Genomic DNA, 12157 nt, shown 5'->3' with positions numbered 1-12157 from the left:
AATAGTCACAGTTTGGGATCATCCAACTTCGATTGTGGAGGTCATCATGTCAGGAGGCACCGTCGCTCGCGTCACCGAGATCAGTGCGAGGTCCGACACCAGTTTCGAAGATGCCGTGAAGGTTGGCCTTGCTCGGGCCGAGGAGACCCTGCGTGGTGTCAAGTCGGCCTGGATCAAGGAGCAGTCGGTGGACGTGAAGGACGGCGGGATTATTGCCTACCGCGTCAACATGCTGGTCACATTCGTCCTCGACTAGGGCCGGAGGTAACCATGGCCACCAAGACCAAGGTCACAGCGCTTGATCACGCAATCGACTCCGCACACACGTGGATCAACGATGTGGCCAAGGAGTTCGACACCGAGGATCGCGAGTTTGCCTACCGGGTCCTCAGGGCCTGGCTGCATACGTTGCGCGATCGGCTCACGGTAGAGGCGAGCGCTCATTTCGCGGCCCAGCTTCCCGACCTAATCAGGGGCGTCTTCTACCAGGGATGGAGTCCCAGCGCCGTCCCCGACAAGTACGACGCCCAGGCCTACGCCGTCCGGTTCTCTCGTGAGGCGAACATCGCACTCGACGACGTCGGCAAAGCCGCCGCGGCCACTACCGCGGCCGTCTTGCACCATCTGCCGGTTGCGCAGATGGACAAGGCGCTGGGCCAGCTCCCCATTGAAATTCGCAAGATACTGGAACCCCAGCACTGAACTGCTGCGCGTCCTGTCATCGCTAATCGCATAACGACACAGGCAGGGGAACGAAATGTCCGGGCCCGAAACTCATCGGGGCGTCTTGGTCGGCGTCGATCGATCGGCCTCGTCGATGGCGGCGGTCGACTGGGCGGCTCGCGATGCCGCGATGCGCAACGTTCCGCTCACCCTCATGCACGTCATCGCTCCGGTCGTGCCGGCGCTTGCGCCGTGGCCGGAGATTCCGATACCGCAAGACTATTTCGAGCAGCAGGAGGACAGAGCGAGGCGGATTCTCGAAGACGCCCGCAGGGTGGTCGCCGACAGCACCGCCGACCATCCCCCGCCGCTCGTGCACAGCGCGGTGGTACACGGGCCGGCCGTTTCGACCCTGGTCAATGAGTCCAAGATTGCGGACCTGATGGTCGTGGGATGCCGCGGCGAAGGCGCGTTTGGCCAGGCCTCGTTCGGTTCGGTCAGCACCGGCTTGGTCAACTATGCGCACTGCCCGGTCGCGGTCGTCCATGATGAGGCCCCGACGCCCGCAGCTGCACCGGTGCTGGTGGGAATCGATGGCTCGCACGCATCGGAACGCGCGACCGAGATCGCCTTCGACGAAGCCTCCCGCCGCGGCGTGGACTTGGTGGCACTGCATGCGTGGTCGGACGTCAGCCTGTCGGAAGTGCCCGGTCTGGATTTCGAGGCCATGGAAGTGCAGGCACAAGACGCGCTGGCGGCGTGGCTGGCCCGATGGCAGGAGCGCTACCCCGGCGTCACGGTGCGACGTGTGGTGGTGCGCGACGAGCCGGCTCGTCAACTTGTCGAGCACTCGGAGTCCGCACAACTCGTCGTCGTCGGCAGTAGCGGTCGCGGCGGATTCGCCGGCATGCTGCTGGGCTCGGTGAGCACCGCCGTCACTCATGCGGCGCGGACGGTGGTGATCGTCGCCCGCGAGCCGTAGCGGCGCACGCGGGTATGGTGCTCACCAGGTATCGAAATGGCCCCCGCAGTGTTTCGGGGCCGCCCTCGCTGTTTAGAGATTCTTTGGCTTACGAAGTCTGTCGACGTAGGGCTGGCTTTGGTGAGGTCTGTGGCGGTGATCGTTGGGGTCGGTGTTGACGCCGGCGACGAGTGTGGCCGTCTCGGATGGCGGTGCGGGTAGTGGGCATCGGGTGACCCGCCGCGCAGAACTCGAGGATGTGGCCCGCCGCGTGTTCGGCTGGAAAGCGCTGCACGCCGAGCAGCTCGACGCGATGGAGGCGCTGGTCGCGCGCCGCGACGTGCTCGCCCTGATGCCGACGGGGGCCGGCAAGTCCGCGATCTATCAGGTGGCAGCGGTCCTGATCGAGGGCGCGACGCTGGTGATCTCACCGTTGATAGCTCTGCAACGCGACCAGATCGATCACCTCGTTGCTGCACACGGCCCCGCCGCTGTCGCCATCAACTCCCGCCAAGGCCAGGCACAAACGTCACGCAGTTGGGAGGCCGTGCGCCGACACGAAGCCGAGTACATCTTCCTCTCCCCGGAGCAGCTTTCGAAAGACGACGTCGTCTCGCGTCTTGCCGAATCGAACGTATCGCTGATCGTGGTGGACGAAGCGCACTGCGTGTCGATGTGGGGACACGACTTCCGGCCGGACTATCTGCGGCTCGCTGACGCGTTCGACCGTCTCGGCCGCCCACCCGTGGCCGCGTTGACGGCGACCGCGTCCCCGCTGGTGCGCCGCGAGATCATCGAGCGGCTCGGGTTGCGCGATCTCGTTGTGATCGCCAGCGGGTTCGACCGGCCGAACTTGCGCCTCGAGGTCGAGCATCACGTGTCGGAAGCAGAAAAGCGCGACGCCGTGGTGTCGACGGTCACCGAGATGGCGGGGCCAGTCCTGGTGTACACCGCGACCCGCAAAGACGCCGAGAGCTACGCCGACGCACTGGCTAAGCGGGGCAGGAGTGCCGCTGCCACCACGGCGGCATGAGGGCAGCGCAGCGCGACGAGATTCATCGCAGGTTTCGCGACGACGAGTACGAGATGATCACCGCCACATCGGCTTTCGGCATGGGTATCGACAAGCCCAATATCCGGGCCGTCGTGCACGCCTCGGTTCCGGACTCGCTGGACAGCTACTTTCAGCAGGTCGGCCGCGCCGGTCGCGACGGGGAGGCAGCGCTGGCCCTGCTGTTCTATCGACCTGAAGACTTATCGCTGGCGCGGTTTTTCACCGCGCATCACCCCGACGAAGAGCTGCTGCATCGCGTCTACTCGGCGCTATCGGCTGACAGACCCAGGCGGCTCAAAGACCTGCGCACCGAACTCGGTGTCCGCGGCCGCCGGCTCACCACCGCAGTGAACCTCCTCGACCAGGCCGGTGCGGTCACGTCGGGCCGTAAGGGATTCACCGCCTCCGGAGAACCAGGGGCGACCGCAGTGGGCCGTGCGGTCGAAGTCGCCGAGACCAGCGAACGTGTCGATCGAACCCGAGTGGAAATGCTGCGAGGCTACGCCGAAACGCGAGAATGCCGTCGGCAGATTCTGCTCGCGTATTTCGGCGAGACGCTGCCCGAACCGTGCGGCAACTGCGACCGCTGCCGCGACAACCGGATTGGCCAAGCGTCCGCCCATGAACTACGGCCGGCAATACCCGTCAACACCACCGTCGAACACCGCGAGTGGGGACCCGGAGTCGTTATCGGCGGCACCGCCGACACCATCACGGTGCTTTTCGAGAAATACGGCTACCGGACGCTGTCGATGAAGGTGATCCGAGAAACCGCCGTCCTGCGGCAGACGGCTCCGTGCCGGCACGGGGGACCATTGGCTAGGCAGGTGGGACTTTCGTCGGTATCGGCCGACCGCCGCGCGGAATAGCGTCGACGACGGTATCGAAACCCACCGAGAAAGGATTCGACATGACCCAGGCTACTGAGTCGCAGTCCGTGGTATCCCGTTCAACCGACCTGCTCGACGACGTGCGCGAATCGGCCAAGGCCGGCCAACACGCGGCCGCCGAGGCATTACGAATCTTTCGCCAGACGGTCGATGAGGCAATTCCGGATGCAGTCCAACCGCTGCGCGCGAAGATCGTCGACGCCGCAATCGAACTGGCCGACAAGCTCGTCGACGCGCAGTATCAGTTCAACCGCAACCTGATCCGGAGTGCCGACCGGGCGCTTAGCAAGTCCGACAGCGAAAAGAAGTAAACACCAGCCAGTCGGCTTCATACCCGAAACAACTGACCAGCCCAGAGGCGTCCATGCACGTACCTAGCGCTCGGAGACGTCGCCAGCTCTACAGTTCGCAGCGTTCTGTGACTGGGTGGCCGACGCCAAAATTGGCTGCCGCTTCAAGGTCAGCTCGACCAGCCGATGCTCGACCTCACAGCGTATTGCCTGTTGCGCTTCCCCCCGCGCCAAGAGTGATGTGACTGAGCAAATCGCATCGGTCTTTTCTCGCCGCCCGGAATGACCGTTTGGGGAGGATCACGTATGCGAGCGAAATTCCAGGTTATCCCTGCCAAGTTAGGTGTGCTCAAGATCGCTTGGGAGGCTTGGCGTTTCCGCCGCGGTGACGGCAAGAGCATTGCACGCCGCCAGCAGGCCCGACTCGAAGATATTGTCCGACATGCCCGAACGGCGTCACCGTACTACCGGAATCTGTACCGGCACCTCGAGCCTGGGCCGGTGAAACTGGCGTCACTGCCGGTCGTGACAAAGCGTGGCCTCATGGCGCATTTCGACGACTGGGTCACCGACCCGGCCATCACCCTCGAGTCGCTGCGGCGGGACTTTCTGGCCGACCCCACGCTGCTCGGCGCTCGTTACCTGGGCCGCTATCACGTTGCGACGACATCGGGAACGAGCGGCGACCCGGCCATCGTGATCCACGATGACGCCTCCTGGGCGCTGGTTCACTTCGTGGGCGGGCGGGGAGAGCTGCGGTTCATCGCTCGGTGGGATCTGCTGCCCAGGGTGCTGCGGCGCGGACTGCGCGTCGCAGCGCTATTTGTCACCGACGCGCACGATGGCGCGGCCGCGGCACTGGAGTCTGCCCGTCGCCGTAGCCCCGTTCTGGCCAAGCGCATCCGCACTTTCTCCGTGCTGCGTCCACTTACGGAACTAGTCACAGAGATCAACGTGTTCCAACCGACAGTCCTCGTGGGCTACCCAAGCGCGTTGGCACTGCTGGCGAGCGAACAACAGGCGGGTCGGCTCAGGATTCAGCCGATACTGGCCATCACCGCGAGCGAGCCTTTGACGCCAGCATTTCGCGCCGACATCGAGTCGACGTTCGGCTGTCCGGTCGAGAACCGTTATGGCTCAGCCGAATTTCCTGGCTTAGCAATGGAATGCGCGCATGGGCTGTTCCACGTCAATAGTGATTGGTACGTCCTCGAGCCGGTCGATGAGGATGATCGTCCCGTCGGACCGGGCGTTGTCTCCCATACCGTTCTGGTCACCAACTTGGCTAACCGGGTGCAGCCGCTGATCCGCTACGACCTCGGTGACCGGGTGAAGCTGGCCGCTACGCCGTGTGCGTGTGGCAATCGGCTGCCGGGGATCACGGTGGAGGGACGCAGCGGCGACCTGCTCTCGTTCGAGGCACCAGACGGGATGTCGGTCACGGTGCTGCCGCTGGCACTCGGGACTGTCGTCGAGGAAACCCCCGGCGTGCGCCGGTTTCAGGTAATTCGTACCAGCCCGTCGGCTGTGAGCGTGCGATTGGAGATGTGGCCTGATGCCGACCCGGTGCAGGTCTGGCATGCCGTCGACCAGCGGCTGGACGCGTTCTTCGCGGCACAAGGAGCCGCGCCGGTAGTCGTAGAACACGCGACCGACCCGCCCGCCCTCGACCCGAGAACCGGCAAGTATCGGCAGGTGTGGTCAGCCTGATAGCGGCTGTTGCTAGAGCGCTTAACAACTGGCTGCTCGATGGCCACCTGATCTTGATTCCCGTGCTGGTGGCGAATTGTGTTCCGGCGCCGAGTAAGTCGTTGCTCCGGGCAAGCTAGATTAGGAATAGTCTCCGTGCGAGATCGAGTTCATCGAACCGGTTAGTCGCTGCTGGCGGTAACGCTCTGCGCGTAGCGGCCGATTCTGTGATCGACGTGATCCCAGTCGGTGAAGCCCAGCACGGTGACCAGGACGGGTTTGAGCGCTGATGGGGGTACTTGCCACAGCCTTAGTGCTCGCCACATCAACGACTGAGCCCAGGCGGCAATTCGGGCAGGTGGTATAGGGCTCTGGTTATGCGGTCAGAAATCGGCGCCGAGGTCGTCAATCGCTCAGGTCGCTAAAGAAAGCAGGTGTCACCGCGTGGACGGGTGAACGCCTGCCGCAACCGGAGAGGCGGTCGGTGAGCTGACGACACCATTCGGGATCAGGCGAGCGGCCGCCTACCATTACCTCCTAATCGACCCGGCTGGAGTCGTCCTCGCACTTCGCAGAGAGTTGTTGAGCGGAAGGACTTCTTTCTGTCCACCATCCCCACAGCCGCCGACAGGTCAATGTGCATTTTTCATGCTGAACGTGAAAGTTATTGCCGCAACCCCGTGTTGATCTGTTCAATCAGTTGGCCGACACGCGAGGTTTGCCGTTGTGCCTCTTCTCGTGCAGATTGAGCAAATCCCGCTGCGTTCATCACCTTGCCGCTTAGCATTGCCGGATTCTTGGCCATCTCTTCAAGGTCCACTTTGGGCCAGTACGCTTTCATCCGGTCCTGATGGTCGATCGTTATACCAAGGTGCTCGCTCAGCGCCTCTACCTCGAACGGATCGACCGGCCGGGAAAGCTGCAGCACCAGGCTGCAGCGCTTCGGGTCGTCGCCTGCTTCGCCCTGTGCCAGTGCAACCTGCAGCACTCGCAGCTCTTGCTCTGTCATCGCTTGACCTTTCTAGGCTCTGATGATCGGGGCGTGCCGGGGGGTCAACCTAGGCCTCGTGCAACCAGCCATGCTGCGGCAGCGCCGGTCACCCGTCGTGTCTTCTGGCCTGCCTGGGAATCCAATTCGCTATCAACACAACGGTCGTTCATTGGACGACATGGCATCGCAGAACCAGCCGCACCGACCAAACTGGTGACGGCCAATGATCGGGTCGAGCAGCATCGCGGTGATTCGACACGCCGTTCGAGCGGATCGATCTTGTAGCTGGGTACCCCTCGCATCAGTGCGATCCAATGGACTTCGAAACGAATGCCAACCTCATAGTCCACGGGTCTCATCTGTGGTGACCCGGCCTTGCCGAAGTAACGGTCTTGCAGGGCTTTCCGTAGTCGCGGCGTACTCTCCAACGTCCACATGAGAGCTAGACATGAGCGGGTCCCCCACGACCGCTCAGATGCACAGATTCTTTGGGGCTTGGCCCGAGAGCCATGTCCCCATTATCGGTTCGCGCCCGCCACCGCGCCGCCCCTCGTGAATTGTCATTTTGGCTTTTCTTCAGGGGCCGGACGTTGCGGTTTACGCTCCTTTGCCTGGTTGCGCAAACGAAAGTACATCTCTGCACCGAGTAGACGTTTGATGACTTCGAGGTAACGGTTGTCAGGCATGTCAGCTCCTCATTTCTAGGCTAGCCACTTCCACCCTGCGCTGGTCGCCGTAATGGCGTGCCGTCAAGATCCAGCGCGATCACCTGAAAGAACGCCATAGCCTTCCTCATCTCATGTGTCGCTTGCCAGGGTGATGGGACCACCGTTTTGCCATGAGCATGGGACCGGTTGTTTCCGGTTGCTGGCCGTGGGGTGATGGTGACTGATGACCTGGCTGCTGGTCAATTCGGCTGGTCCGAATTGACCGGCTTTCGAGGACGGGGTTTCTGGCGTTGCCGGTAGGACTCGCCCTCGACGACGAGTTCGTAGGCCGCGGATTGGAGCCGGTCCATCGCCGACTGGGCCAGGAGTGGGTCGGCCATCATGGTGAGGATCTCCGGTGGTTCGCGGTTGCTGGTGATGACCGTTGATGCGGTGCGGTGGCGTTCCACGATGAGCTCGTAGAAGTCATTGGTCTCGGTGGCCTCAAGCCGGTGCAACGCGAGGTCATCGATGATGAGCAGCTCGACGCGGTGTAGTTTGCGCATCTCGTCTTCATAGCTGCCGTCTAGCCGTGCTCCGCGGAGGCGTTTGAACAGTTTGTCGGCGCGTTCGGTATGCACGCTGTGGTGACGTCGCACGGCGATGTGGCCTAATGCGTTGGCCAGGAACGTTTTTCCGACTCCGACCGGTCCCATGATGAGCACGTTGTAGGCGTCGGCCAGAAACCGCAGCGAGGTCAACTCTGCCCATAGTTGGCGGTCGTAGCTGACCGCGGCGGTGTCATCCCAGGCCTGCAGCTGCATCTGCGGATCCAATTGTGCTGTCTTGGCGCGGCGGGCGGCGGACTCGCGGTCGCGGCGGGTGACCTCATCGGCTAGCAGCATTTCCAGGAAGTCGTGGTGTGGCAGCCGATTCGATCGTGCCAGCGCGAGCCGTTCGGGCAGGGTGTCGAGCAGGCGGCCGAGCTTGAGGCGGCGCATCAGCGCTTTGAGGTCTGCAGACACCTCGATCGGCTTGACCGCGGGGGTGGCATCGGGGCGGCGGGTTGTGCTCATGAGGGCCTGCGCACCGCGAAGTCGGTGGCCGCGCGGACGAACCGCGACGCCTGCGGCGGGTTCGGGATCAGCGGCAGCTGTGCGCCGGCACCGCGGGTAAGCATGCGCTCGATCAGCCCGACGTCGATGACCTCGGCGTCCAGCGCGCGCTGGCAGGCGTCATCGACCGCGTCGGCGCCGTGGCGGCGCACCAGTCCCAGGAGTCGGTAGACCTGGCGCATCTTGGTCCACGGCAGCGGATGCTCCAGCACCGCCGCCGCGTAGGCGCCGACATGCTGCCCGTGTGCGGATGCCTTGCGCTGCAAGGTGTTGATATCTCGCATCGCATAGACCGACACCTCGGCCGGTAGATCAGCGGGGTCGGTATGGCGGCGTCCTGGCGCCATGACCGGATGGACCTTGATCAGCTCACCGCGCCAATACAGCTTCACCGTGCGCGCATCCACCCGGGCATCCAGCCGGCGCCCAATCAGCTCACCGGGAACGCTGTAGAGCGCCTTGGCGACCTGCACGTGCCGATCGGGAGCCACCTTGGGCCGGCTCCAGGTCGGGATGTCGAACACCTCGTCGGGTGCCGGTTTGAGGTGGGGTAGCTCGTCGGTGGCGAATACCTCGGCCGGGCGCAGCCGAGTGGTGCCGTGTATCCGCATCCCCGCCACCTGCCCACACCACTGCTCGGCTCGTGCCCGGCAGTCACTCAGATTCCGAAAGTCTTCTCCAGCAAAGAAATTCGACCGAACATATTGGACACAGCGCTCAACCCTAGGCTTGTCGCGCGGGCTGCGGATGCGGGTGGGGTCCACGACGAAGCCCCGCGCCTGAGCGTATTCGCGGAAGGCGTCATTAAGTTTCGGATCGGTCGCATCAGCCTTGTCGACGATGGCCTTCATGTTGTCGGGGATCGCCACCGCGAACACCCCGCCGAAGAATGCCCACGCGGCCTCAAACCCGGCGATCACCTCGTGAAGCGTCTGCCGGTAGGTCGGCCAGACGAACATGTGCCGCGAATACACCGCAGTGAAGATCAACCCCTGCACTACCCGCCGGCGGCCATCCGCGGCATCAGTGAGCATTCCGAGCCGACCGAAATCGACCTGCAGTTCAGCACCGGGCTCGCAATCGGCCACCGGCACCGTGGCCTGCCGAATCCCGAACCCCAATTCCGTTGTGGCATAGCGATGCAACGTTCGATACGACACCACCACGCCCCGACGCCCAAGCAGCGTGTGCACCTTCGTCAGAGTCAAGTCTTGCTTCAGCCACGCCTTGATCTGCTCGTGCTGGGCGGCGATGGTCTCCCAGGCCTGGCTCTTGCCGTTGGGCCGACTCGGCCGCACGCCGGCGATCACCGCCGCCAACAGCTCGTCGGTCAACTGACACCCGTCGCCGTCACGGTCCAGCCCGCACGCGCGGGCGCGGTCCACATACCGGCGCACCGTTTTGCGGTCCGTGCCCGATAACCGGGCCACCTCGCGCAACCCATGACCCTGCAGCCACAACCGCAGCATCTCCCTGACTTCGATCACCGACACCTCCCGGTAGCTCATTCGGCCAATACAGCGGCCGAGCAACCGGAAGCCCCCAACGCCACGCCGGGGTGGTCCCATAACTGGCAAAACAGCTAGCCAGATGGTCCCATCACTGGCAATCGGGTGGTCCCATGCTCATGGCAAAACCGGCGCCGAGCTGGTCCCTTATTCCTGGCAGCCGACATCTCATGCCCAAACGTCATTGAGCTCTCGGTGTTTGGGCCCCGCCGGACGGCGACGACTGTGATGTCGCCGCCGCGGGTTCACCGGGTACACATACCAGCAACGCTGAGGGGTACCGGAAGGTACCCGTCAGCGGGGCAACTTTGCCATCGCAAACCTATGCATGCCCTCATTGTCAAGGCACCGCGCTAGCCGGGCTTCGACAAGGGCATCGCGGGATAACTCAGTGGCTGGTGATAGCCGCCTGCGCGCAGATGGCCTTCACGAATTGGGCGATCGCATGCTCGGGAAGATGGCGTGCGATATCGGCTTCGCTGACGATTCCCACCAACCGGTGGTTATCGATCACCGGTAGCCGGCGAATCTGATGTTCTTCCATGACGTTGAGCATCTCTTCCACACTGGCCTCGGCGTCGACACGATAGGTGTTGCCCTGGGCCAGCTCACCCGCGGTAACGGTGTTGGGATCGCGGCCGGAGGCGATGCACTTGGTGACGATGTCGCGGTCGGTGATCATTCCATGCAGACGGTCATCGTCGCCGCAGATCGGCAGGGCGCCGACACCCAGATCGCGCATGTGCTCGGCCGCGGCGGTCAGTGTTTCGTGCTCGCCGACACAGGCGGCTCCGGCGTGCATGATTTCACGCGCAGTGGTCATAGCTTTCTCCTTAACACCGGGATCTATCGGCTGATAGTCGCAACCTAGGGCGATAGCCCGGGTACCTGTAGGGCCATTGGGCCCTTCGTGGGAACAACTAAGGCCTCAGCGGGCTCAGGTCGACCTATCCATGGCCGCATACGCACTACTCCCAGCCGTCGGCGCCCTGTCGATGGGCCAACGACGGCTACGGCGGCGCGGCGCCCGTAACCGGGTTGTTCGCGGTTCCTCTAAAGCCGTTGTGCGGCAGCCGTACTCAATAAGGTAGATGCCCTCACCGTTGACCCTTTTGATAGATGTTCGTTGGCCACAAGTACTGCACGTACAGGCGCGATGATCATCAACGCCCGGGAACGCTCTGATTGGGTGCGGGTAGGTCAAACCAGGGCGCCTTGGGCACTTTCGTGCGAGTGCTGGACGATTTCCTCGGTCATCAAGCAGAGCATGTGTTTGATCGGCCGGGCCTTGCATCTGGCGGGCACGGTGCAGATGGGCGGTCAGGCGAAAGTGTCGTCGCGATCGGGTTCGGGGCCGAAACGGAATCGTCGGCCGCTAATGCTTTCGGCGTGTATGCGAACATAACGGAGTTTCAGCGTCGCAATCCAGGGCCGCAGCCCGGCACCATCGGCCTCGTTGATCTCCGCGCTGGTCGACAACACCTCGGCGGTGCCCTGGATGATGACGCTCCAGCCTTCTTCGAGTGAGTGGCTATCGGCTTCGAATGCCACTTGCTTGTTGATGAGCACGCTCAGCAGCTTGGTGCCCTCGGCGGTCCGGAACAGCACGGTGGGGCGCTGGGCGACGAAGTTAACCGGAAAGATTTCGGGGCGCGAGCCGGCGCATGTCACCAACCGGCCCAACGCCGCACCGGACAGCAACTCCCAGCTCTCATCCTCACCGAGGATGGTCACTGGCTCCTCATGGACGGCCATGGCCAACCCTAACCCGGCACGCGACGGCAGCGGCAGCGCCGACATGACAGTGCCAGCGCACGATCTAGATGACGCCCGGATCGAGCTCCACCGATCTGATTCGGCCACAACCAACTGTTGGTGCCCAACCCATGATGCGCGTTGAGTGGCAGCCGACCGTCGTTCCCGGCGCCACCCACCTCTTCGAAGAGCCGGGAACACTCGAGCGGGTCGCGATATTGGCCCGCGACCGGTTCATCGATCACCTGAGCCGTGTGGCCGCGGGCGCACAAGCGCTGCGCGGGCCACGAAAAACCATGCAGCAAAGGAGATATCAGGGCACACCGTTCGGCTAGCTCTTGGGGACATGCTCCCCCGGCCGTGGGCATTCGTCAGGTACATGAATCAGTACAGCGTCGTCTTCGGCCGTCTCGGCTTGGCCGCGGCGATGCGCGACCAGGTAGAGCCATCCCGGTCCGATGGGCTGCCTGCAGCGGGCACACTCTGGGTCGACGGCCATTGCTTCTCCCTTCCTGGCCTCACTATCCCACTCATCATTCTCCGTCGTCGGGGGTCAGTGACACCCCCGTTTGGAACATCGCCTCCGTCGGCCCG

At 63.5% G+C, this 12157-nt stretch carries 13 protein-coding genes and 1 pseudogene; 8 read left to right on the top strand and 6 right to left on the bottom strand.

Features of this window, described 5'->3' with window-relative positions:
* Positions 1 to 46 precede the first annotated feature (46 nt).
* The 7 genes from KXD96_RS09760 to KXD96_RS09735 all read left to right on the top strand — a co-directional run bounded on the left by KXD96_RS09760 (position 47) and on the right by KXD96_RS09735 (position 5568).
* Positions 47 to 256: a dodecin family protein gene (locus KXD96_RS09760; RefSeq protein ID WP_260744375.1), complete on the top strand. Its 210-nt coding sequence runs from the start codon at positions 47 to 49 to the stop codon at positions 254 to 256.
* Between the two features lie 14 nt (positions 257 to 270).
* Entirely contained in the window at positions 271 to 702 is a 432-nt protein-coding gene (locus KXD96_RS09755) for a DUF2267 domain-containing protein (protein ID WP_260744374.1), read from the top strand.
* 55 nt (positions 703 to 757) lie between these two features.
* Positions 758 to 1645: a universal stress protein gene (locus KXD96_RS09750; protein ID WP_260744373.1), complete on the top strand. Its 888-nt coding sequence runs from the start codon at positions 758 to 760 to the stop codon at positions 1643 to 1645.
* A 211-nt stretch (positions 1646 to 1856) separates the two neighbouring features.
* Positions 1857 to 2657 carry a RecQ family DEAD/DEAH box helicase gene (locus KXD96_RS28635; protein WP_313901631.1) on the top strand — a complete coding sequence of 267 codons (801 nt, stop codon included), beginning with the start codon at positions 1857 to 1859 and terminating at the stop codon, positions 2655 to 2657.
* Positions 2654 to 3547 carry a RecQ family zinc-binding domain-containing protein gene (locus tag KXD96_RS28630; RefSeq protein WP_313901630.1) on the top strand — a complete coding sequence of 298 codons (894 nt, stop codon included), beginning with the start codon at positions 2654 to 2656 and terminating at the stop codon, positions 3545 to 3547. Before KXD96_RS28635 ends, KXD96_RS28630 begins: the two co-directional genes overlap by 4 nt.
* Before the next feature lie 41 nt (positions 3548 to 3588).
* Complete coding sequence (locus tag KXD96_RS09740) at positions 3589 to 3879, top strand: hypothetical protein (RefSeq protein ID WP_260744372.1); 291 nt, start codon at positions 3589 to 3591, stop codon at positions 3877 to 3879.
* A 285-nt stretch (positions 3880 to 4164) separates the two neighbouring features.
* Positions 4165 to 5568 (top strand): phenylacetate--CoA ligase family protein, encoded by a 1404-nt coding sequence (locus KXD96_RS09735; protein ID WP_260744371.1) that lies wholly within the window; start codon positions 4165 to 4167, stop codon positions 5566 to 5568.
* Between the two features lie 643 nt (positions 5569 to 6211).
* On the opposite strand, the gene KXD96_RS09730 is transcribed toward KXD96_RS09735, so the two are convergent.
* The 6 genes from KXD96_RS09730 to KXD96_RS09705 form a co-directional block, all read right to left on the bottom strand.
* Complete coding sequence (locus tag KXD96_RS09730) at positions 6212 to 6556, bottom strand: hypothetical protein (RefSeq protein WP_260744370.1); 345 nt, start codon at positions 6554 to 6556, stop codon at positions 6212 to 6214.
* A 542-nt stretch (positions 6557 to 7098) separates the two neighbouring features.
* Positions 7099 to 7224: a hypothetical protein gene (locus KXD96_RS09725; RefSeq protein ID WP_260744369.1), complete on the bottom strand. Its 126-nt coding sequence runs from the start codon at positions 7222 to 7224 to the stop codon at positions 7099 to 7101.
* A 221-nt stretch (positions 7225 to 7445) separates the two neighbouring features.
* On the bottom strand, positions 7446 to 8261 hold the full coding sequence (istB, locus tag KXD96_RS09720) for an IS21-like element helper ATPase IstB (RefSeq protein ID WP_260737101.1): 816 nt from the start codon (positions 8259 to 8261) through the stop codon (positions 7446 to 7448).
* Positions 8258 to 9808 carry an IS21 family transposase gene (istA, locus tag KXD96_RS09715; RefSeq protein WP_260737107.1) on the bottom strand — a complete coding sequence of 517 codons (1551 nt, stop codon included), beginning with the start codon at positions 9806 to 9808 and terminating at the stop codon, positions 8258 to 8260. The genes istB and istA overlap by 4 nt, the downstream gene beginning before the upstream one ends.
* A 388-nt stretch (positions 9809 to 10196) precedes the next feature.
* The gene (locus KXD96_RS09710; RefSeq protein ID WP_260744368.1) at positions 10197 to 10631 is read right to left on the bottom strand and encodes a CBS domain-containing protein; all 435 of its coding nucleotides are present in this window, start codon (positions 10629 to 10631) and stop codon (positions 10197 to 10199) included.
* A 497-nt stretch (positions 10632 to 11128) separates the two neighbouring features.
* Positions 11129 to 11563: a pyridoxamine 5'-phosphate oxidase family protein gene (locus KXD96_RS09705; RefSeq protein WP_260744367.1), complete on the bottom strand. Its 435-nt coding sequence runs from the start codon at positions 11561 to 11563 to the stop codon at positions 11129 to 11131.
* A gap of 149 nt (positions 11564 to 11712) precedes the next feature.
* On the opposite strand from KXD96_RS09705, the pseudogene KXD96_RS09700 reads away from it, so the two are divergent.
* Positions 11713 to 11898 (top strand): annotated as a pseudogene (locus KXD96_RS09700) (hypothetical protein); the annotation flags it as partial.
* Positions 11899 to 12157: the final 259 nt, after the last annotated feature.

The organism is Mycobacterium sp. SMC-2 (assembly GCF_025263485.1).
Classification (GTDB): Bacteria; Actinomycetota; Actinomycetes; order Mycobacteriales; family Mycobacteriaceae; genus Mycobacterium.
This window is presented reverse-complemented; position numbering and strand designations above follow the sequence as displayed.